Source organism: Terrimonas rubra, from assembly GCF_042686025.1.
GTDB classification, from domain to species: domain Bacteria; phylum Bacteroidota; class Bacteroidia; order Chitinophagales; family Chitinophagaceae; genus Terrimonas; species Terrimonas rubra.
On sequence record NZ_JBHUOZ010000003.1, the window covers coordinates 1,210,742 to 1,234,089 of the forward strand.

Here is a 23,348-nt window from a genome sequence, read left to right on the forward strand (position 1 = left end):
GTTGTGCAATTCGTTTTCGCTCTTCTTTTAAATTACGTTTTTAAATATTATTGAAGAAGATTACTAAGTTGGCCTTTATAATTTCACTTTTCAACTTTATTTCTAATTAATCAACAAGAGTTACTTTGTGAATAGCCATTAGGCTTTAATATCTTTATTAGGATTGTTATAACGTAAAAGAAAACATAACATAACGATAAAACATCATCAATATTAAACATAGTTTTTATAATTATGTCAATTCCGTTTTTTTATTACGCTCATTACCAAAAAGGGCAGCGACAAATTACACTGGACGAAGATACCAGCAAACATATTGTGCAGGTATTAAGAATGGTGAATGGCGAAGCTGTTAACCTCACAGATGGTAAAGGACACCTGCTGGAATGTAGCATTACTGAAGCACACAAAAAACACTGTACGGTTGCCGTTAATACAACTGGTTTTACGGCTGCTCCTTTAAGACAAATACATATCGCGATTGGCTTATTAAAAAATGCTAACCGTTGGGAGTGGTTTCTGGAGAAAGCCACTGAAATTGGCGTAAGTCATATCACCCCTTTATTAACGAAGCGTACTGAAAAAGATAAATTCCGCTACGATCGTATGCAGACCATCTGCATCAGCGCCATGCTGCAATCACAACAGGTATGGCTGCCTGTACTGCAGGAGCCGGTAGGGTATGATAAATTTATTACTGCACATAAAGGCGGGTTACAATTAATTGCGCATTGCGAAGAAGGGCAGGAGCGTCAGCAATTGGCTGCCATGCTTATCCCCGATGGTGAAACCACTTTGCTTATTGGCCCCGAAGGCGATTTTACAGTGGAAGAAATTGCCCTGGCGCTGGAGCAGCAATACAAGGCTGTGAGTCTTGGCGCTACCCGTTTACGTACCGAAACTGCGGGTATTGTAGGTGCGGCATTATTATGTGTACGCTGAGTTTATTTTCCCTTTCCTAAAAAGATGATACGTAAGGTATGGATCATGATCTTGGCATCCAGTCGCAGCGATATGTTTTCCAGGTAAAGCAGGTCAAACTTACAGCGCTCAATCATCTGTTCTACATTTTCTGCATAGCCAAACTGTACCATGCCCCAGCTGGTAAGCCCCGGTTGTAACTTTAATAAATACCGGTAATAGGGAAAACGTGCAATGATCTGGTCAATATAAAACTGTCTTTCGGGCCTTGGGCCTACCAGGCTCATATCACCAATAAGCACGTTCCATAACTGCGGCAGCTCATCCAGGCGCCATTTACGCATCACCTTGCCCCATTTGGTAATACGGGTATCATTATCCGATGATAACATAGGTCCGTTTGCTTCTGCATCCACGTACATCGAGCGGAACTTGTACAGGTAAAAAGGTTTGCCCTTATAGCCAATGCGTTGTTGTTTAAAAAATATACTGCCGTGTGATGAAAACCTCACCCTGATGGCAATATAGATCATCAAAGGAAATAACAGGATAATGAACAAGAGGGAAACAAAAATATCGGTAAGGCGTTTAATGTGTAATTCCCAGCGGGGCATGAGGTCAGTACGTACATCAATCAGGGTATCGCCTAATACATTGATGGTTTTTACCGATCCCGATAAAATATCTAGTACATCGGATTGTATCTTAATATCAATATCTTTTTCACCAAGCCGGGCAATCAACTCCTGTATCAATGGCTTCTCCTCTTTTTCTACTGCCAGTATCACCAGTTTAATATGGTGTTCATCTATTACTTTTTCCAGGTTATCGATATTGCCCAGGTAGGGTAATAGCTGGTGTAATGCAGCTGTTTGGTCGTCATCGCTATCCGTTTTAATAAAACCACTGTAATGAAAACCGCCATCCAGCAAATGCTTTTTGGTTTGCTGCAGTACCTGCAGGGCGTTCTTATGGTTGCCTATCAACAATACATTAAACTTAATATGGCCTTTTAAAAGCTGACCTTTTACCAGGTTTAAAATAAACCAGCGGCCGCCGAAAGTGATCAGGCCGTGAAATAAGCCGTACAAGCCAATCAGTATCAGGATGTCGCGGGTCTTATAATCTTCCGTCGTATAAATAAGCAGTAAGGTAAATATCACAACGCCTAACAGTGTAGAAAAAAAGGTAACGGAGAATTCTTCCAGCCGCGACTTTTTATACAGGTCCTGGTAGGTACCTGCTAACAGGTACAATAATAACCAGCAGGCAGGTATTACTATAATGCCCGCCCACCAGGAGAATAAATATATATCATGATCCTCGGTGCGGATAAAACGGGGAATAACCAGCCACAGGCAGGCCCAGCTTAAAACAGCGGTCAGGTAGTCTGCAAGTACATACCAGCGTAAGGATATTTTATTACGCAAAGCCATTAACGGGTAATGACGGCATCGCCGATTTTTTCCAGTATCTGGTGGGCAACATCCATGGCCATCAGTCCGTCAATTTCCGATACCACCGTTTTGTGATTGTTAACAATAGCATCCCTGAAGGCTTCCAGTTCTTTCTTAATGGCGTTCACTTCCGGAACCGGGGGATTGGCTACGGCAATTGTTTTTTTACCGTTATGGGTATCAATATCAAATGAAAAAACATTCAGGTCGCTGGGTTGTTTCAGTTTGATGATCTCGGTTTTTTTATCCAGGAAATCAACACCTATATAAGCGTCTTTCTGAAAAATACGCAGTTTGCGCATCTTCTTCATCGAAATACGGCTGCTGGTCAGGTTGGCCACACAACCATTATCAAATTCAATGCGTACGTTGGCAATATCCGGTGTATCGGTCAATACGCCAACACCACTGGCCGATATATTTTTTACGGAACTTTTTACAATACTTAAAATAATATCAATATCGTGTATCATCAGGTCCAGTATCACACTCACTTCCGTACCGCGGGGATTAAACTGTGCCAGGCGATGCACTTCAATGAACATGGGGCTCAGCGCAACATCCTTTAAGGCCAGGAAGGCGGGGTTAAATCTTTCCACATGGCCTACCTGTATCTTTACATTCGATTCCTTAGCCAGTTTTACCAGTTCCCGGGCTTCGGTCATGGTATTGGCCAAAGGCTTTTCTACAAATACATGTTTACCTTTTTTAATAGCTTTTTCACACCATTCAAAATGGTGGTTGGTAGGCGTTACTATATCCACTGCATCAACAGCGTCCAGTAAGGCATTGGCATCTAAAAACCGGGGTATCTGGTACTTCTCGGCCACCTGGCTGGCGGTTTCATCATGCGGATCGTAAAAGCCTACCAGCTCAACGCCACTGATCTCCTGCCAGTTGTTTAAATGAAATTTACCTAAATGTCCTACTCCTAAAATACCAACTTTAAGCATAAGGGTGCAGTTATAATTTGAATACCCAAAGATAATATGACTGGTGCAAAGGCATGGATATTTTCATACACGTATGTGAACAACTTAGCGTTATTCAGTTAATAGTTAACGGTTAAGGCTTATGCGTCAGGAGAAGTATTCAGTGCTGTCGGGCTGGTGCGACTGGCTGGGCATAGGGGTGGTATAGTAATAAAACAGCCGGTAGGCTATGCGCTTACCGGCTGTTTTAATTAATTTTTTAAGTAGCTTTTTATTAAAATGCTTTTTTCTCTTCCAGGGATTTATTCCGTGCTTCCAGCCTGGCATTATAACTTTTTAGTGCATTGATTATATTACTCACTATTTCCTGTTGTCCCTGCTCACTGTTAATATACTTTTCTTCCTCGGCATTGGAAATAAAGCCTATTTCAATCAACACACTCGGCATACCGGTGGCCTGTAATACCCATATACCTTTATCGTTCCTTTGTTTTACACCACGGCTTACACGTCCAACCGATTCAAATTCTTTTTCAATAAAATCGGCCAGGGAAAGGCTCTTGTGAAAATAATTATTGGCGTATACCAGCATCCGGGCCATCTCTACCGGGTCCGATGGATCGGGCAATTGCACTGAAGAAGTAGAATCTATCTCACCATAAAACTCGTTATTATGGGTCAGCGATTTTAACTTATCATCGTTCTTGCTGGTAGCCCAGATATAGGTTTCAGTACCGCGGGCTTTATTCTCACGGTATACGTTCTCGTATTTATAAGTGTAATAGGTTTTCTTTTTCTTGTTTTTACCTTTACCCACATACTTGGTATGGGCAATTTTATCCACCACCACTTTCTCATACCAACCGCCGGCTTTTTTACCGGCCGAGTTACAGTGTACCGATATAAACAGGTCGGCGCCGGATGAATTGGCCAGGTCGGCACGATAGCGCAGGCCGGCATCCTTATTCGGCTTATTACCCGCCATTACATCGGTTGTACGGGTGTAAATGATCTTCATATCCGGGAACTCCTTTTGAATGGCTTTTCCCAGTTTCAGGGATACAGCCAGGCTTACCTGGGCTTCGGTGGAAAAAGTGCCTTTAGCGCCGGGGTCAATACCGCCATGGCCGGGGTCAATGATGATCTTTTTAATGGCCGATTTACCAAGGGGCAGACTATCATCGTAGTTTTTATTAATAAATGATACCAACGTAAAGAAAACAAGGACCAGGCTACCGAATTTTAAAATGGACTTCATGAAAGGATAGTATTTTTATAAAACTTCTGCCTTTTTGCCACAAAACAAAACAGGCGGAAAGTAAAATATTTAAAAGGTTATTTAAATCTTCACAATTTGTTTAAGAACTAATCATTTACATTTGCTGCTTACTGTATGCACCAACCGTACAAATTTAAAGTAAAAAATATTTTATCCGCCATACTGACGTTAATATTAATATGTTCAGTAACGCGGAACCTATCCGCTTTCCATACACCTAAGCCTAACTTTTACAGTCCTTTAACAAATCTGGCCGATACCATACCGCCTGTTAAAATAGATAGTGCCGCAAAAATCAAATTCGAAGGCTCCGATACAATACCTCCTAATAATACTACAGATAGTGCAAAACTGCAAGTGGTTGACAGCTTTTCGTTAAAACTATCCAAAGATACCTTATCTGCTCCCGTACATTATTTTGCCGAAGACTCGGTGGTTACCCTCATCCGGTCAAAAAAAATAAAGATGTACGGCAAAACCAAAACCGAGTACACCGATATTACTTTAACGGCACCAACAGTTGAAATTAACCAGGCTACCAGTGTATTAACGGCTGTACGGTCTGTTGACTCAACAGGAGCAACGGCCGATTATGCCAACTTTAAACAAAGCGAGAACGAATTTAACAGCGATACCATCCGGTATAACTTTAAAACACAAAAAGGCCTTACCAAAAATACCATCAGTGAACAGGGCGAGTTTTTTGTGCATATGGAAGATGCCAAAAAAGTAGATGCAGCCACCACTTTTGCCCGCCGTGGTTTTTTTACTACCTGTAACCTCGATCATCCGCATTTTGGTTTCCGGGCGGGTAAATTAAAACTGGTTAACCAGAAGCTGGCCGTTACCGGCCCCGTGCACCCGGAGTTTGAAGATGTGCCGGTACCCATTTACTTACCTTTCGGTTTCTTCCCCTTAAGTAAAGGCCGTCGCGGCGGCTTTATCGCACCTTCATTTGAAACCAATGACTACTGGGGTATCGGTTTAACCGGCGGTGGTTATTATTTTGCTATTAACGATTACTGGGATGCCCGTGTTACCGGCGATATCTATTCTTATGGTGGCTGGTCTTTAAATGTTAATCCCACCTACCGTAAACGTTACCGTTATTCGGGCAGTTTTAACCTGGGTTACCGGTTTACCAAAAACAACTTCAAAGGCGATGCCGATTATAGTGCACAGCATAACTATTCCATTGTATGGTCGCATGCTACCGATCCACGGTCCAGGCCCGGTACAACCTTCAATGCCAGTGTAAATGCCAGCTCTACCAGGTATAACCAGAATATTCCCAACAATACACAACAGAACTTATTGGGTAATATGGGATCTTCCATTACCTATACCAAAACATGGATTGATAAACCTTTTAACCTGACGGTGAGTGGTAATCACCAGCAAAACAACCAGACCAATACCGTTACCATCGGCTTACCCGATATTGCTTTTTCTGTAGGTAATGTCTATCCTTTCCAGAAAGAGGACTACTCCGGCCCCCGCAAATGGTATCACCAGTTAAGTATTGCTTACCAGGGTAACTTCAGGAACGCTGTTACATTTAATGATACCGTTAACTCCAAGGAAGTATATGGTAAATCATTCTTTGCACACCTGTTAGATACACTTCAATGGGGTGCCCAGCATAATATTCCTATTACGGTGGCTTTGCCATCTATCTTAAACGGGGCCGTACAGGTAGCGCCTTCTGTTTCTTATTCGCAGGTATGGTTAAACAAACGCACCCAATACCGTTGGAACGATGTACTGGACACCCTGGAAACCGATGTAACCAAAGGTTTCTTCATTGATCAGCAGGCAAGTTTTGGCCTTTCCTTCAATACCAGTTTATTTGGTACGTTCAACTTTAAAAAGGGCAAGGTAAAAGCCATGCGCCATGTTATCAGGCCTACCTTGAGTGTGAACTATCGCCCTGATCTTTCCAAACAATACTACAGTACCGTACAAATTGATACCAATGGCAATACCAACCGTTTCAGCCAGTTTGTCGGCAATGTATATGGCGGTTATGGCGAAGGCCGTTTCGGCGGTATGAACTTTGGTATCGATAATAACCTGGAGATGAAAGTACGCCGCAAAAAACCAAAAGACGGCGACACCACCACTACCGCTTCAGAGGAAGATCCGAAAGTGCGGCTCATAGATGGTTTAAGCATTACCAGTGCCTATAACTTCTTTGCCGACTCTATGAAGCTAAGTCCTTTCAACTTAAGTTTCCGTACCACGCTTTTCGAAAAGATCAATATCACGGCCGGTGGTCTATTAGATCCCTACGAGGTAAATGCTATCGGGCAGCGTATCAATAAACTTTATTGGAAGAGCAGCGATTTCAAGATCGGCAGGCTGGCCAACGCCAATGTATCTATGTCAACCAGTTTCCAGAGTAAGCCCAAGGATCCTGAAAAGGAGAAGAAAAAACAGGAATACCAGCGGCAGCAGATCAACGATCCCTTACTGGCAGCCGAACAGCAAAGACTATTGGAGTATATGCGCCAGAACCCGGCAGAGTTTGTCGATTTCAATATCCCCTGGTCTATCAACATCAACTACTCCCTAACCTATACCAACCAGTTTAATACGCAAACGGCTAAGTTCGATAATATATTTACCAATAATGCCAGCTTTACCGGCAGTTTCAACCTCACGCCTAAATGGAACTTCAGTGTAAACGGGTATTACAATATCAGCAATACCAAGCTGGAAACCTTCTCTATGGCTATCTCCCGTGATCTGCATTGCTGGCAAATGGCCATCAATGTTACGCCGCTGGGGCCATTCCGTTTTTTCAACTTTACCATCAGTCCCAAATCATCTTTACTACAGGATCTGAAAGTGAACCGTACCCGTACGTTCCAGAATTAATTATTGTTGTGAATGCTGCTCAGCTGTTATTTTTTTAATAGGGGCTGTCGGCAGCAGTAACCATGCCCGGCTATAGTCCCCGCTTTCCGTTACAAGTCCGCCACAAACCTTACCACAATGCCTCAGCGGGCTTTTCACTGCAATCGGGCAGCCCGTCAATAGTACCACCAAAACATCATCCTGGTAAATTAAGCCCTGGTTCGTGTCGTACGAAATAAATTAATATTAATGAACCAGCAACGTCATGCCGACGCAGGAGGCATCTTCAACATGCGGAGACTTACTACCTGATTAATAAAACCTCTCCTTCGCCGGGTTGACGGTTTTGGCTTTATAGCGTTTTGAGAAGAGTGGGTAAGCCCTGGTTCGTGTCTCACGAACCATTATGTGAATGGAAATCCTTTATTGATGCTCATTATAATAATTCCACATCGCCGCAAAAGTCTGTTCTTTTATTTCAGTAACCGACAAACCCGCCGGGTCAACAGGCGGTAAAAAATGTATTTCCAGCCGGCGTGGCAAAAAGAAAAAAGGTTTATGAATAGGCACTGCTTTTTTGGTATTAAAGATCACTGCTGGTATAACCGCATGGCCTGTATCCACCGCTAACTTAAACGCACCATCATAAAACTTCTTCAGCGGGTCATTGGTGCGGTTACGGGTACCTTCAGGATAAATACACATATGCATGCCCAGCGATAATACCTTCTTCATCTCTTCAAAACTCCGGCGGCGGCTGATCTCACTTTTCCTGTCTACTAATACGGAACCCTTTTTATAATACCAGCCAAACAAAGGGATCTTTGCAAACGAGGTCTTAGCAATGGTTTTATTGGCGCCGGGTATAAATGCCGAAGAAAGTGGTATATCCATCAGCGAATTATGGTTACAGGTAACAATGTAACCTTCCCCTTTTTTAAAATGCTGCCTGCCTTTTACCCTGATGGGGCAGGCCACCAGGCGCAACCATACTTCCATCCATATACGGGCAAGTTTAATAAAATACCGCATACCCATCGGGTCGGGTATCAGGTAAGCCAGCATGGAAGGAATAAAAACAATTAAAAAGGTAGCTACAAAACTGATCAGGCCCCAAACGGCCCAGATACGACCTGCTATTTCCCGTAACCATTTCATGGCCGCAAAGGTAAGTGATAGTTATAAGCCGGGTAAAGTAATCCTGGCTTATTTATGTTGCAGTAACTTCTCCAGTACGTAATAGGTGATAGGACAAAAACTGGCATTCTTCAATGTCAGGTTTTGTCGTTTTATAATAATATCCTCATCCGTATAAGGGAACCTCCTGCAGTCCGAAGGCCGTTCGTCGTAAATGGTGCAGGTATTATCGTTAAGATCTAAAAAAGGGCAGGGGGAACTTTTAACCACAAAATCACCTTCTTCATCCACTTTCAGGTAGGTATCTATAAACACGCTTTCACGCATGCCCATGTACCTGGCAATTCTTTTTACATCGGGTGTTTTAAAGCGTGGTGAGTAGTTTTTACAGCAGTTGGCACAACTGAGGCAGTCCACCTGTTCAAAAGCTTCTTCATGTAAGGCCGGTAACTGTTTCAATACCACATTCTTATTGGCCCGTTGTAAATACTGTTTATACAGCTTACTCCGTTCACCCGATTTCTTTTGCCAGTTCTTTAAAATGTCAGCCGACATGTTGTGGTATTAAATTTAAAATACAAAAATAGTAAGAAATAAAGGAACGGAACATGTAAGTGCAGTATGGTTAATAGGAGAAGGGTATAGGAAAAACGCTGAAACAGGCTTTAACAGGGTAATTTGCGCCTGTACCGGCTACAGCCTGCTGCGGGTAAAAACTGTTTAGGTTTTACCGCTTACATTTTCAGCATTTTATCTTAATTTCGGCCAAAATTTTAAGGTACATGGCTGAAAAGATATTAATGCCCCGACTTAGTGATACGATGACAGAAGGTGTAATAGCTGCCTGGCATAAAAAAGTGGGTGATACGGTTAAAAAAGGCGATTTATTGGCAGAAGTAGAAACTGATAAAGCTACCATGGAACTGGAAAGTTATAAAGATGGTGTGCTTTTACATATTGGTACGGAAAAAGGCGGTAAACTACAGGTAGATGATCTCCTGGCCATTGTAGGTACTGCCGGTGAAGATATATCCGGTTTATTAGGCGGCGGATCAGCTCCGGCACCAGAGAAGAAGGAAGAGAAAAAAGAGGAGAAAGCCGAAAAAACGGAAGAGCCGAAAAAAAAAGATGGTGGCAGTTCTTTGGACATTTCTAAAATGGACGAAGTAGTATTAATGCCCCGTTTAAGCGATACCATGACAGAAGGCGTAATTGCCAGCTGGAATAAGAATGTTGGCGATGATGTGAAGAAAGGGGATGTGCTGGCCGAAATTGAGACCGATAAAGCTACCATGGAGCTGGAAAGCTACAAAAATGGTAAACTGTTATACCAGGGTGCTAAAAAAGGTGAAAAGATACAGGTAAACGACCTGCTTTGTATTATAGGGGAAGAAGGAAAAGTAGATGTTGACGCTGTGGTGGCTGCCGCTAAAGGTGGTGGTGCAGTAAGCAGCGGTGAAACAGCAAAAGAAGAAAAAGCAGCTCCTGCTGAAGCAAGTGCAAGTGCTGAAAGCAATGCAACAGCAACTGAATCAAACAATGAAGGCGGTCGTGTAAAAGCCTCTCCTTTAGCTAAAAAACTGGCATCTGAAAAAGGTATCGATATCAGTAAGGTAAAAGGTTCCGGTGATGGCGGACGTATTGTTAAATCGGATATTGACAACTTTAAAGAAACTGCTGCTCCTGCAACCAGCGCTCCTGCTGCAAAAGCTGCCGTAAGTACCGTACCTGCCGGACAGGTAAGTTTTGATGAGGTTCCGGTATCGCAAATGCGTAAAGTAATTGCCAAGCGTTTAAGCGAAAGCCTGTTCACTGCCCCGCATTTCTATTTAACCATGCAGATCGATATGGATGCTGCCGTAGCAGGCCGTGCCAAAATCAATGAATTCAGCCCGGTTAAAGTATCCTTCAATGATATGGTGTTAAAAGCCTGCGCTATTGCCTTAAAACAACATCCTGCTGTTAACAGCAGCTGGTTAGGCGATAAGATCCGGGTCAATCACCATGTAAATATCGGGGTGGCTGTAGCCGTAGAAGATGGTTTACTGGTACCGGTGGTGCGTTTTGCCGATGGTAAATCTTTATCCGCTATTTCCGGAGAAGTAAAAGAATTTGCTAAAAAAGCAAAAGATAAAAAACTGCAGCCTTCCGATTGGGAAGGAAGCACTTTTACCATTTCTAATCTGGGAATGTTTGGTATTGATGAGTTTACTGCTATCATTAACCCACCTGATGCCTGTATACTGGCAGTAGGTGGTATCAGCCAGGTACCTGTAGTGAAAAATGGTCAGGTTGTTCCAGGTAATATTATGAAAGTAACCTTAAGCTGCGACCACAGGGTAGTAGACGGAGCTACCGGTGCTGCATTCCTGCAAACATTAAAAAGCCTGTTAGAAGAGCCATTGAGAATGTTAGCTTAAAATAATTGACAGTTGACAATGGACAACTGATAATAAAAAAAGGACAAAATGTACATTTTGTCCTTTTTTTATTTGAATATTTTATCATTGTCCATTGGCAACTGCTCATTGTCAATTTGGTTGTACTGCCGGTAAACGGTAATGCTGGCCATCCCACAGAAAGATCTCATCCAGTTCATAATCCCAGAATTTGAACATGGGTGAGCGTTCCAGTATCTTTACCACTTCTTCGCGGTTCTCGGCATTTAGGGTGATCCATACTCTTTGGGTTTCCATACTTACAATATACTGTTCCACCACTTCCTTATTAATTAAAAAATTAATATAGGTGCGGTGCGGCGGTACCAGCTCGTTAAAGCCGTCGCCCATAGTAAAGTGTATAGTAACCTGGTATTTCTTCATACTGTAAAAAAGACAATTGAAACCAACAAAAGTTGCATTGGTATGAAAATAATACTTTTTGGGATAGTAACAAATCCGGGTGTGAAATCTTGTATGTTAAGCAGTGAATATACCGTTACTGCAGTTTCCAGTCCACAATATTATTGGCCCATTCTGCGCGGTAAGGGGTGCTGATGCGGATATAATTATCGGTATAACCTTCCATCATGCCGTTCTTATTGTGGTCCTCAAACAGTACTTTACGCGTTTGACCCTGGTGCTGGGCGGTAAAGTATTGCATTTTCATGTAAGATAGATTACGCAGGGTTTTATTACGTTCATGACGTACCTGCATGGGTACTACCGGTTCAATATCCAAAGCAAGTGTATTTGCCCGCTCAGAATAAGTAAATACATGTAGGTAGGAAATATCCAGGCTATGTAAAAAGTCGAAAGTTTCTTTAAACAGTTCATCCGTTTCACCGGGGAAGCCTACAATAACATCTACACCGATCGCACAATCGGGCATCAGCGATTTGATCAGCTGCACCCTGTCGGCATATAATTCACGTTTATAACGGCGGCGCATGGCCCCTAAAACCTGGTTGCTGCCACTTTGCAGGGGAATATGAAAATGGGGCATGAATTTATTGCTGCCGGCTACAAAACGGATGATCTCGTCGCTTAACAAATTAGGTTCAATAGAGGAGATACGGTACCGGTCAATACCCTCCACTTTATCCAGTGTTTGTATCAGTTCGTAAAAATTCTCTTCCCGGCTATTCATACCAATGGTAACGCCGGCGCCATCGGGGCCCTTGCCAAAATCGCCCAGGTTAATGCCTGTTAATACGATCTCTTTGGTGCCTTTTTGCGCCAATTCCTCGACGTTGGTCACTACATTTTGTATCAGGTCGCTGCGGCTTTTGCCCCGGGCCATGGGAATGGTGCAGAAGGAGCAGTTATAATCGCAGCCATCCTGTACTTTTAAAAAAGTACGGGTACGGTCGGCAAGGGAGTAGGATGTATTAAAACCGGTTACCTCGCCAATATCACAACTGCATATTTTAGCCGAATCACCTTTACTCAACTCACGTATATGCTGGGCTATATTAAATTTTTCAGCAGCACCTAATACCAGGTCAACACCGGGTATTTCAGCAATTTCCTTGGGTTTTAACTGGGCATAACAGCCGGTGATCACTACAAAGCTTTCCGGCGCCTTACGTTGTATGCGGCGTACCAGCTGGCGGCACTCTTTGTCGGCATTTTCGGTAACAGAGCAGGTATTGATCACATACACGTCGGCATGGTCAGTAAACTCTCTTTTCTCAAAACCTTCATTCTCCATCAGGCGGGAGATAGAGGAGGTTTCGGCGTAATTGAGCTTACAACCCAGGGTATGAAATGCTACTGTTTGTGCTGTTGCCATATTAAATAAGTGTGCAAAGGTAACTAATTAGCTGATTTGGAAATTTGGAAATTTGAAAATATAAAGGTTTGTGCTGGTAATGAATTGTTTATAGGAGGTGGTATGCCAGGGTTACCAGGCTGTGAACTATCCATACCAACGCGGAACGGCAGGAGTTTTACCGGAGCTGAACAGGATTACAGGTGTACAAGTGTGCGACGCAACAAAAGCTGATAGTAGTACAATAGCCGGGCCCACAAAATATAAACCCCTCCGGAGAGGGGTTTGTGAGATGGGTTTATTTTTTCTTCGTAGCTGTTTTTTTAGCAGCTGCTTTTTTAGGCGCTGCCTTCTTTTTAGCGGCAGCTTTTTTCTTGGCCGGGGCTTTCTTGGTAAAGGCGCCGGGTATTTCCAGCTCTATCATCTGTTTTACCTGGTCCAGTGTAAGGGTTGCCGCTTCTTCAGGTGTGTATTTCACATCATCCTTTTTACGTGGCATCTTCACCATTTTTTTACCAAAACGGATGAAAGGGCCCCAGCGGCCATTCTCCAGAGCTATTTTCTCATCGGCCCAGCGTTGTATATAACGGTTCTCTTCTTTTTTAACCTTGGCTTCGATCAGTTCATTGATATCGGCCTGTTTTAAATTATTAAAATCGTAACGCTTGGGAACATTAATGAACATGCCGTCCCATTTAATAAAGGGACCAAAACGACCGGTACCCTTTGTTACAGGCTTGTCCTCGTAACTGGCAACAGGAGCATCGGCTTTTTGTTTTTCTTTAATAAAGCCAATGGCTTGTTCTACGGTAACTGATGCAAGGTCAGTGCCGCGGGGTATGGAAATAAAATCATCACCCCATTTCACATAAGGACCAAAACGTCCTACGTTAACGGATATGTCTTTACCCTCATACTGGCCCAATGTGCCCTGTATCTTGAATAACTCCATCGCTTCATCAAACGTAATGGTCTCAATACTGGAACCGGTAGGGATCTTGGCAAAACGCGGTTTGTCCTCATCATCCGCATTGCCAATTTGTACCATGGGGCCATAACGTCCCATACGGGCAACCACCTGCTTGCCGCTTTCAGGATCAATGCCTAATTCATGCTCTCCTTTAATGCGGTCGGCATTTTCAATGGTATTATCTACATCCTTTTTAAAGGGGCTGTAAAAATCATCGATCATTTTGTTCCACTTCAGTTTTCCTTCTGCTACTTCATCAAACTCACCTTCTACTTTAGCGGTAAAGCCATAGTCCATAATATCCTGGAAATACTGTTTCAAAAAATCAGTAACTACCAGGCCCAGGTCGGTAGGGAACAATTTCCCTTTTTCAGCCCCGGTCATTTCATAGTCCTGCTTCTGGGTAATGGCATCATTCTTTAATACTAATATCCTATAATCGCGACGCACACCTTCCTTCTCTCTCTTTTCTACATATCCTCTTTTTAGAATGGTAGAGATGGTTGGAGCATAGGTAGAGGGGCGGCCAATGCCCATTTCTTCCAGTTTTTTTACCAGCGAAGCTTCTGTAAAGCGTGGCTGCGGGCGGCTGAAGCGTTCGGTCGCTTTCATCTCCTTTAAAGGGAGGGCCTGTTTTACCTGTAATGGCGGTAACATGCCTTCCTGTGTATCTTCTTCCTCATCGTCGTCCTTATCCTCGCGATATACTTTTAAAAAGCCTTCAAACTTAATTACCTCGCCACTGGCCGTCAGTTCTTCTTTATTAGTGGAGATATCAATCTTGGCAATTGTTTTTTCCAGTTCAGCATCGGCCATCTGGCTGGCCATGGTACGTTTCCATATCAGTTCGTACAAACGACGCCAGTCCGGGTCATCCACCGTTAATTTCTCCATATAGGTAGGGCGGATGGCTTCGTGCGCTTCCTGCGCTCCCTGGTTCTTATTCTTATACCGGCGAAACTGGTGATACGCTTCACCGTACATACCTTTTACGGTACGGGTAATATCGCCCAGGGCTGTGTCACTTAAATTAACACTATCGGTACGCATATAGGTAATATGACCATTCTCATACAGTCGCTGAGCGATCTGCATGGTACGGGCCACACCATATCCTAATTTACGGGAGGCTTCCTGTTGCAGGGTTGAAGTGGTAAACGGCGGGGCCGGTGTACGTTTACCGGGTTTAACCTGTATATCCTTAACGGCATAACTGGCGCCGATACAACTTTCTAAAAACTTCTGCGCATCTGCTACCTGGTCATACTTGGCTCCTTCCGCTTTAAACGTAATGTTTTTGCCCGCTGCATCATTGGCGGTAAAAAAGGCATCGATCTTAAAACTGCTTTGCGCGGCAAATGCATTGATCTCCCTTTCCCGCTCTGCAATTAAACGTACGGCAACACTTTGTACACGTCCGGCACTCAGGTTATTACGCATACTCATCTTGCGCCATAAAACGGGGCTTAGTTCAAAACCCACAATACGGTCCAGTACCCGGCGGGCCTGTTGCGCATTCACGAGGTTCATATCCAGCAAACGCGGATTCTTTACCGCATTTTCAATAGCGGGCTTGGTGATCTCGTGGAACACGATACGTTTGGTGGTGGATGGGTTTAAACCTAATACTTCACATAAATGCCAGCTGATAGCTTCTCCTTCACGGTCCTCATCCGTTGCCAGCCATACTTCTTCCGATTTTGATGCCAGTGATTTCAGTTCCTTTACCACTTTCTCTTTATCGTCAGATATTATATATCGGGGTTCAAAATTTCTTTCAATATCAATACCCATTCCTGCCTTCTCCAGGTCACGTATATGCCCGAAACAACTCTTTACCTGGAAGTCTTTTCCAAGTATTTTTTCAATTGTTTTTGCCTTGGCCGGGCTCTCTACTATTAACAGGTTTTTCGCCATAATTACTCCTTTATTATATATATCACTATCTCCTTGGGAGGGGGCAAGTTAAACAAGAATACCAAATTTTTTTTCTTTTTATCAAATTGCCGGTCATTTTGACACCATTCTGTCAGCAAAATGGGAGCCTGTTTTCCCGGGTTTAAAAATCGATGAAATGCCCTGCTGTATTGATTTATATAGTTTTATTGATATATTCCTGCCATCGGGGTTGGCCGTCCGAAAACTTTTTTAAAAATTTTTCTGCAGCTGATTTTTCTCATGCTCCCGGAAATCGCGGCACATAAACTATAAACAATTAACCATCCACTATGAACTCCTCCACAACTTCCATTTTTCAATATTTATAGGAATGGTTAACTTTGCAACGCTTTTATTTTAAACAATATTTGAAATACACATAATGAACAGGATCTATTTTGATAATGCTGCAACTACGGCCCTTGATAAGGATGTGCTAGATGCGATGATGCCTTATATGACCACCCAGTTCGGAAATCCTTCTTCCATTTATTCATACGGTCGTGAAACCAAGCTGGCCATTGAAAAAGCCCGTAAGTCGGTTGCAGCCCTGTTACATGCGCACCCCAGCGAAATATTCTTCACCAGCGGTGGTACTGAAAGTAACAATACAGCTATACTGTCGGCTATCCGTGACCTGGGATGTAAACATATTATCAGCTCGCCTATTGAGCACCATGCGGTATTACATACAGTAGAGCATTATACACACGCAGGCCTGGTAACCAGCAGCACGGTAAAACTGAAAGCAGACGGGCATGTTGACCTGGAAGATCTGGAGCAGCAACTGGCCAATGCCAAAGAAAGATGCCTGGTCTCTTTAATGCATGCCAATAATGAGATCGGTAACCTTTTACCCATCAAAGCGGTGGGTGAACTGTGTGAAAAATACCATGCTATCTTTCATTCGGATTGTGTACAAACGGTAGGGCATTATCCTATTGATTTAAGCCGCTTACATGTGCACTTCATCTCCGGCGCAGGCCATAAATTTCATGGACCAAAAGGCGTGGGTATTTTATATATCAACCAGGATGTAAAGATCAAACCATTCATCTTTGGCGGTGGCCAGGAAAGAAATATGCGTGCCGGTACAGAAAACCTGTATGGCATTGTGGGGTTTGCAAAAGCACTGGAAAATGCAATGGCTAATTACGATACCGACAGTGTGGGAATTTTATCGGTAAAAAAATATATGATTGAACAGTTGCGCCAGCATGTTCCGGACGTAGCTTTCAATGGCGACCAGGAAGGCAGTTGTTTATATACGGTTTTAAATGTGTCATTCCCTAAAACCGAAATGTCTGAAATGTTATTATTTAACCTGGATATGAATGGCATTTGTGTATCGGGCGGTAGTGCCTGCAGCAGTGGTGCCAACCAGGGATCGCATGTGATACAGGCCCTTAATAACGACCCGGACAGGGTGGCCGTTCGTTTTTCTTTTTGTAAACACAATACAAAGGAAGAAGTAGATGCCGTGATAGCAAAAGTAAAAGAACTGGTATAAAACAAAGGCCCGGAATGTTCCGGGCCTTTGTTTATGCTAAATATTTGCTCATCATCTCCTTTACAAAAGCGGCATAATAGTCGGTGGCTGCCTGGTAATGTCCTGCTTTTACCAATACCACAGAAGGTTGTACCAGGTGATCATGAAGATAATCCAGGATCTCGGGCCGGTTGTCAAACTCCCGCATTGCCTTTAGCATGCGCGGTCCTTCGGTTCTATAAGCTTTCAATAAGTTCCTGCCTTCGGCGTAATTTGCCATATAATTATCCCGCAACCAACGCAGGGTTTGCAGTTCATCACAATCATCAGCCATGCCTTTATGGTGTACACAGGCCGTTGTTAAAAAACATACATCATCATCATCTCCGGAAGAAGTACTTCCTCCTGTTTCATATTTCAGCGATAAGGATACCTCGTTGTTCTTTTTCAGGATGTTTAACACGGAGAAGGTGGTACAATCAATAAGTAAAGACTTGCCTAAGGCATCAGCAGGTTTACTGTCACCCGAAACTTTTTCATTGAACTTCGCTTCAATCCTGTAAGTGCTGCTGCCGTTGCTGTTTTTGGTAACCTGTGTAATATCGTAAAACACGGTAACCGTCTTGGTGGCGCCGGTTGTTTTGTCGAGTAAGGTAATTACCTGTACCTCTAATAATTTTTCAGCGGGTTTTGCTGTTGCAAAGCCGGTAATACCATTATGGATCACCTTAAAAACATAACTGACCGTTTTATTCTTATCAGTTACATTCCTGAGTGCATAGGTACTGGAAGATTGCTGGTTATTACTGCGAACAGCTAACGGTATGGCGGCAATAGAGGCAAGTGCCATGCTGCTTCTTTGTAAAAAAATCCTGCGGTTCATATTGTGGCGGGTTTTAGATAACAAGGTTAGTAAAGTTTAACATAGGATGCAATACCCTCTAATGGGTATTCAGCCATGGGGCATCCTGTACACAGGCGATCGTTTTCCGGGATAAATGTTAAAAGTTTTATATAAGTGGTAGATTTCTGTGGGTAAACCTTGTTATATTTATGGTTTCCTCTAATAACTCAATATTCAAACCATTCATGAGAAAAGTTTTATTGTTGGGTTTTGTGTTCTCGGCTCTGATTACGCAGGCACAAAATACCCCACCTGTAAAGGCTAATTATGCATTAGCTGCCCGATTTTCACCCAATAAGGTTAATAAAATGTTGTTCAGTACCAGTGTTGATCCGCATTGGTTAAAAAACAGCGACCGTTTCTGGTATGTGTACGAAACCCGCCAGGGTAAACTGTGGTACATAGTGGACGCAGCCCGTAAAGTGAAAAAACCTTTGTTTGACAATGCTAAACTGGCGGCTGAAATTACCCGCATTGTGCGTGATCCCTTTGATGCGCAACACCTGCCTATTCAAAACCTGAAGTTCATTAAGGATGAGAATACCATCAGCTTTGAAATAAGAAGCACGCAGGACGTGGTGAAAAAAGACACAGCCGCTAAAAAAGATACGGCTGCCACAACGGCAAGAGGCAGGGGTGGAGCCGGTGGCCGTGGCGCGGGTGCTCCCGGAGGAGCGGCAGGAGCAACTGAAAAGAAAATATTCTATTTTGAATATAACCTGAACAGTGGCGTACTGACCGAACTGAAAGATTATGAGAAGCCGAAGGACAGGACCATGTGGGCATCTTTTTCACCGGACAGGAAAACCATCCTGTATGCAAAAAACAATAACCTGTACTGGATGGATAGTGCCAACTATGCCAAAGCACAGGTGAAGGATGATGATAGTACGATTGTGGAACACCAGATCACTACCGATGGCGAAGAAGAATACAGCTATGGCGGTGGCGGCGGTGAGAACAACGTGGATAAGGAAAAAAACAAAAACAAACGTAAACGGGCTTTTGTACAGTGGTCTCCCGACGGTAAATACTTTGTATTGACCCGTTCAGATAACCGCCTGGTAAAAGACCTGTGGGTATTGAACAATGTATCGGAGCCAAGGCCAACCCTGGAAACCTATAAATACCAGATGCCAGGCGAAAAAGAAGCACCGATAAGAGAACTTTACCTGTTTGACTTTGCTACCAAAAAAGGTAAAAAGATCAGGATAAACGCCTTTAAAGACCAGGAAGTAAGTGTGTGGAGCAAGCCACCACTGCAAAAGGAAAGGGATGATGAGTTCCGGGCTTCTTTCTGGCATGGTACCAATGATAAATTCTATATCAGCCGTACCAGCCGCGACCTGAAACGTATTGATGTTTGCGTAGTGGATGTTAAATCGGATACTGCCGTAACATTAATTGAAGAGCGTTTGAATACCTACGTGGAGAACCGCCGTATAGGCCTGGTAAATGGTGGTAAAGAGTTAATTCAATGGAGCGAAGCAGACGGCTGGGCACATTTTTACCTGTACGATGAAAAAGGTAAACTGAAAAACCAGATCACCAGCGGACCTTTCCACTGCGAAGACATTGAAAGTATTGATGAAAAAAACAGGGTACTGTATTTCACGGCCAATGGCCGCGAGGCAGGCGAAGATCCTTACTACCTGCATTTATACCGTGTAAACTTTGATGGCAGCGGCTTACAATTACTGAACAAGGGTAACTTTGATCACAGTGTAAGCATGGATGACAACAGCCGCTTTTTTGTGAATACTTCTTCAAGGGTAAATACAGCGCCTGAATCGGCATTAATGGATAACACCGGTAAAGTGGTGCTGCCATTGGAAAAAACTGATATGAGCGGTTTATTTGAAGCCGGTTATAAATTCCCCGAGCCATTTGTGGTAAAAGCTGATGATGGCATTACTGACCTGTATGGTGTAATGTATAAACCATTTGACTTTGACAGCACAAAGTCTTACCCGATCATTGAATATGTATATCCCGGACCGCAAACCGAAGCCGTAAATAAAGCTTTTGGTAAAGGCATGGACCGTATTGACCGTTTGGCCCAGTTAGGCTTTATCGTGATCACGGTGGGTAACCGCGGTGGTCACCCAAGCCGTAGCAAATGGTACCACAACTATGGTTATGGTAACCTGCGTGACTATGGACTGGCTGATAAAAAAGCAGCGATAGAACAATTAGGCTATCGTCATAAATTTATTGATGTGAACAGGGTAGGTATCCATGGACACAGTGGTGGTGGTTTTATGAGTACAGCTGCCATGCTGGTATATCCTGACTTCTTTAAAGTTGCGGTGAGCAGCGCCGGTAACCACGAAAACAATATCTATAACCGCTGGTGGAGCGAAAAACACCATGGCGTATTGGAGAAAGTGAGTGATAAAGGTGATACCAGCTTTGTGTACAATATTGAACGTAATCCTGCACTGGCCAAAAACCTGAAAGGACATTTAATGCTGAGCACAGGTGATATTGATAACAATGTACACCCTGCCAATACCATCCGTATGGCCAATGCACTGATCAAAGCCAACAAAAGATTTGAACTGGTATTATTACCGGGGCAGAGACATGGTTATGGCCCAATGACAGAATACTTCTTCTGGAAGGGTTGTGATTACTTTGCGGCGCATCTGCTGGGCGATACCGAAAGGCCGGTAGATATGGAGGAGATGAACAGGGAAGTGGAACAATCAAAATAAGGAGTACTTATACAAATAATAAAAGGGGCAATTGCCCCTTTTATTATTTTATGCATTAAACGTTTTTATTACCGGTACATTATATTTCACTGTTGGTCTGTTCAGCATCCGCTTTCTTTTTCCTTCTTTTGCTGATCCAGTGTTTTAAAAGCGGAATCACGGCCGGTAATATAGAAAGACCGATGATGATCAATACCACTTTACCGAAATTCTCTTTTACAAAACTTATCTGGCCCAGGTAAAAGCCGGCCAGGGTTAAGCTTACCACCCATAAAAATGCACCCAATACATTATAGGTTAAAAATGTAGAATACTTCATCTTACCCACACCGCCTACAAAAGGAGCCAGGGTTCTTACAATGGGTATAAAGCGGGCAATGATAATGGTAGTAGGACCGTATTTTTCGTAAAAAGCATGTGTTTTTTCAATATGCTCCGGTTTAATAAAACTTTTGCCGAAAATTTTAATATTGGTTACCCGCATCCCGAAATACCGCCCGATGGCATAGTTCACCGCATCACCGGCAATGGCGGCAATTAAGAGTAAAACCAGGACGATCCATATATTTAAAGAATCAGGGAACTGGGCTGCCAGCATACCGGTTGCGAATAATAAGGAGTCTCCGGGTAAAAAAGGCATGATCACCACACCTGTTTCCACAAAAATGATGGCAAACAAAATGGCATACACCCAAATACCGTAATCATCAAGAATAACTTTCAGGTGATCATCAATATGCATTATAAAGTCAAACAACTCCATCATAAACGACACAGGTTTTAAAAGTTGCGCAAAGGTAAGCATCCGGCCCTTGTGATAACCATGTATATGTTTTTTTAACAGAAATAACTTATTGTCACCTTTTTAGCAACACAGATTATAAGGGCCATGCATTGTTTTTACCTTTAAATTTTTACTTTTGAAAAATGAGTACGAATACATCCATTGCGTTTAATTATGGTATTGATGTTTTAACGGTACAAAAAACGATTGCCATTGCCAGCGGGAAAATAAAAGCGGGATTTAATGCCAAAGCCATCGAACAGATCCGGGCCTCTCAACAGGCGGTACAGGATATTGTTGACAGTGAACGCACGGTTTATGGCGTAAATACGGGCTTTGGCATATTGGCCAATAAACCCATTTCTGCGGCAGATACAGCCACTTTACAATATAAGATACTACAGAGTCATAGTGTAGGTGTAGGTGATGCCATATCCACCGAAGTAGCCAGGATCATGCTTATTACCAAGGCCCATGCCCTGGCAAAAGGTTTCAGCGGGGTACAGCTTACTACTTTACAGCGTATTGTATGGCATATTGATAATGATATTATTCCCGTAGTACCCGAAAAGGGTAGTGTGGGTGCTTCGGGCGACCTGGCACCACTTTCTCATTTATTCCTACCACTGATTGGTTTGGGTGAATGTATGTATAAAGGTAAGCGGGTACCCACAGCAGAAGTGTTTGCAAAAGAAGGGGTAGTCCCTATACAACTGGGCCCCAAGGAAGGCCTGGCCCTGATTAATGGTACACAATTTATACTGTCATTTGCCGTAAAAGCGGTACAGCGTATGCATAACTGCCTGGAAGCTGCCGATATTATCGGTGCTATGACCCTGGAATCGCTGACAGGCACCAATGCGCCCTTTGACAGCCGCCTGCATGACCTGCGCCCCTTTGCCGGCAATAAACTGGTAGCACAACGCTTACGTTTATTACTGCAGCACTCCGATATTATGCAGAGTCATATTGATTGCGGCCGCGTACAGGACCCCTATAGTTTACGTTGTATGCCGCAGGTACATGGGGCCAGCCGTAATGCCTGGCTGCATTTAAAAGAGTTGACTGAAATAGAGTTGAATGCCGTAACAGATAACCCCATTATCCTATCGGCCGATGATACCATCAGTGGCGGCAACTTTCATGGCCAGCCCCTGGCCCTGCCTTTGGACTATGCCTGCTTTGCGGCTGCCGAACTGGGCAATATTGCCGACAGGCGTTGTTATTTATTACTGGAAGGCAAATGGGGCCTGCCTATGTTATTGATGAAAGATGTAGGCTTGAACAGTGGTTTTATGATCCCGCAATACACCACTGCGGCACTGGTAACGGAAAATAAAACCCTTTGTTTCCCGGCGAGTGCTGACAGCATTCCTACTTCGCTGGGCCAGGAAGATCATGTAAGTATGGGGAGCATCAGTGGCCGTAAATTAAACAAGGTATTGGATAATTTAGAATACATACTCGCCATTGAATTGCTGAGTGCCTGCCAGGCCATTGAATTCAGAAGGCCTTTAAAAAGCTCCGCTATATTGGAATTTGCGCATGACTATATCCGCCGTTATGTGGGCTTTGCCGAGGAGGACAGGATTTTTGCCGATGATATCAACAAAGTAGCCGGCACTATCAAGGACTTTAGTTTTGTGAATGCAGTAAATGATTTTGCATCTGGTAAGAACATTGCATTGAACCAGGGTTACGGTGTTTTTGATATCGGTTAATGTTTTTGTTACTGGCCGTAAATTTTAA

General features: G+C 43.3%; 16 protein-coding genes. 6 read left to right on the plus strand and 10 right to left on the minus strand.

The genetic code is table 11. The annotated features are described in order from the left end of the window. Nucleotides 1-234: 234 nt before the first annotated feature. Nucleotides 235-942 carry an RsmE family RNA methyltransferase gene (locus ACFS6H_RS14290; protein ID WP_386100121.1) on the plus strand — a complete coding sequence of 236 codons (708 nt, stop codon included), beginning with the start codon at nucleotides 235-237 and terminating at the stop codon, nucleotides 940-942. A gap of 2 nt (nucleotides 943-944) precedes the next feature. Here the strand turns inward: ACFS6H_RS14290 and ACFS6H_RS14295 are convergent, their stop codons facing one another. From ACFS6H_RS14295 to ACFS6H_RS14305, 3 genes are all read right to left on the minus strand, one after another. After that, the gene (locus ACFS6H_RS14295) at nucleotides 945-2,351 is read right to left on the minus strand and encodes a sugar transferase (RefSeq protein ID WP_386100124.1); all 1,407 of its coding nucleotides are present in this window, start codon (nucleotides 2,349-2,351) and stop codon (nucleotides 945-947) included. A 5-nt stretch (nucleotides 2,352-2,356) separates the two neighbouring features. Further along, a complete protein-coding gene (locus tag ACFS6H_RS14300; protein ID WP_386100127.1) occupies nucleotides 2,357-3,331 on the minus strand; it encodes a Gfo/Idh/MocA family protein in 975 nt (324 codons plus the stop codon). Nucleotides 3,332-3,584: 253 nt separating this feature from the next. Next, nucleotides 3,585-4,568: an N-acetylmuramoyl-L-alanine amidase family protein gene (locus ACFS6H_RS14305; protein ID WP_386100130.1), complete on the minus strand. Its 984-nt coding sequence runs from the start codon at nucleotides 4,566-4,568 to the stop codon at nucleotides 3,585-3,587. A gap of 135 nt (nucleotides 4,569-4,703) precedes the next feature. Here ACFS6H_RS14305 and ACFS6H_RS14310 point away from each other — a divergent pair, with 135 nt between their 5' ends. Continuing rightward, nucleotides 4,704-7,469, plus strand: a complete 2,766-nt coding sequence (locus ACFS6H_RS14310; protein ID WP_386100133.1) for a putative LPS assembly protein LptD — start codon at nucleotides 4,704-4,706, stop codon at nucleotides 7,467-7,469. A gap of 402 nt (nucleotides 7,470-7,871) precedes the next feature. Here ACFS6H_RS14310 and ACFS6H_RS14315 read toward each other — a convergent pair whose 3' ends face one another. Both ACFS6H_RS14315 and ACFS6H_RS14320 read right to left on the minus strand, forming a co-directional pair. Continuing rightward, a complete protein-coding gene (locus tag ACFS6H_RS14315; protein WP_386100136.1) occupies nucleotides 7,872-8,606 on the minus strand; it encodes a lysophospholipid acyltransferase family protein in 735 nt (244 codons plus the stop codon). Between the two features lie 48 nt (nucleotides 8,607-8,654). After that, nucleotides 8,655-9,140 carry a YkgJ family cysteine cluster protein gene (locus ACFS6H_RS14320; protein ID WP_386100139.1) on the minus strand — a complete coding sequence of 162 codons (486 nt, stop codon included), beginning with the start codon at nucleotides 9,138-9,140 and terminating at the stop codon, nucleotides 8,655-8,657. A 227-nt stretch (nucleotides 9,141-9,367) separates the two neighbouring features. Here ACFS6H_RS14320 and ACFS6H_RS14325 point away from each other — a divergent pair, with 227 nt between their 5' ends. After that, complete coding sequence (locus ACFS6H_RS14325) at nucleotides 9,368-11,005, plus strand: pyruvate dehydrogenase complex dihydrolipoamide acetyltransferase (protein WP_386100142.1); 1,638 nt, start codon at nucleotides 9,368-9,370, stop codon at nucleotides 11,003-11,005. Between the two features lie 111 nt (nucleotides 11,006-11,116). On the opposite strand, the gene ACFS6H_RS14330 is transcribed toward ACFS6H_RS14325, so the two are convergent. The 3 genes from ACFS6H_RS14330 to topA all read right to left on the minus strand — a co-directional run bounded on the left by ACFS6H_RS14330 (nucleotide 11,117) and on the right by topA (nucleotide 15,684). Then, a complete protein-coding gene (locus ACFS6H_RS14330) occupies nucleotides 11,117-11,407 on the minus strand; it encodes a hypothetical protein (protein WP_386100145.1) in 291 nt (96 codons plus the stop codon). A 115-nt stretch (nucleotides 11,408-11,522) separates the two neighbouring features. Then, on the minus strand, nucleotides 11,523-12,818 hold the full coding sequence (mtaB, locus tag ACFS6H_RS14335) for a tRNA (N(6)-L-threonylcarbamoyladenosine(37)-C(2))-methylthiotransferase MtaB (RefSeq protein WP_386100147.1): 1,296 nt from the start codon (nucleotides 12,816-12,818) through the stop codon (nucleotides 11,523-11,525). Nucleotides 12,819-13,095: 277 nt separating this feature from the next. Continuing rightward, nucleotides 13,096-15,684 carry a type I DNA topoisomerase gene (gene topA / locus ACFS6H_RS14340; RefSeq protein WP_386100150.1) on the minus strand — a complete coding sequence of 863 codons (2,589 nt, stop codon included), beginning with the start codon at nucleotides 15,682-15,684 and terminating at the stop codon, nucleotides 13,096-13,098. Between the two features lie 403 nt (nucleotides 15,685-16,087). Here topA and ACFS6H_RS14345 point away from each other — a divergent pair, with 403 nt between their 5' ends. After that, nucleotides 16,088-17,215 (plus strand): cysteine desulfurase family protein, encoded by a 1,128-nt coding sequence (locus ACFS6H_RS14345; RefSeq protein ID WP_386100153.1) that lies wholly within the window; start codon nucleotides 16,088-16,090, stop codon nucleotides 17,213-17,215. A 31-nt stretch (nucleotides 17,216-17,246) separates the two neighbouring features. Here ACFS6H_RS14345 and ACFS6H_RS14350 read toward each other — a convergent pair whose 3' ends face one another. After that, the gene (locus tag ACFS6H_RS14350) at nucleotides 17,247-18,077 is read right to left on the minus strand and encodes a hypothetical protein (RefSeq protein ID WP_386100156.1); all 831 of its coding nucleotides are present in this window, start codon (nucleotides 18,075-18,077) and stop codon (nucleotides 17,247-17,249) included. Nucleotides 18,078-18,283: 206 nt separating this feature from the next. Here ACFS6H_RS14350 and ACFS6H_RS14355 point away from each other — a divergent pair, with 206 nt between their 5' ends. Further along, nucleotides 18,284-20,815, plus strand: a complete 2,532-nt coding sequence (locus ACFS6H_RS14355) for a S9 family peptidase (RefSeq protein WP_386100159.1) — start codon at nucleotides 18,284-18,286, stop codon at nucleotides 20,813-20,815. Nucleotides 20,816-20,894: 79 nt separating this feature from the next. On the opposite strand, the gene ACFS6H_RS14360 is transcribed toward ACFS6H_RS14355, so the two are convergent. Then, a complete protein-coding gene (locus ACFS6H_RS14360) occupies nucleotides 20,895-21,581 on the minus strand; it encodes a DedA family protein (RefSeq protein WP_386100162.1) in 687 nt (228 codons plus the stop codon). Nucleotides 21,582-21,742: 161 nt separating this feature from the next. On the opposite strand from ACFS6H_RS14360, the gene hutH reads away from it, so the two are divergent. After that, a complete protein-coding gene (hutH, locus tag ACFS6H_RS14365; RefSeq protein WP_386100165.1) occupies nucleotides 21,743-23,320 on the plus strand; it encodes a histidine ammonia-lyase in 1,578 nt (525 codons plus the stop codon). The last annotated feature ends 28 nt before the right edge of the window (nucleotides 23,321-23,348 follow it).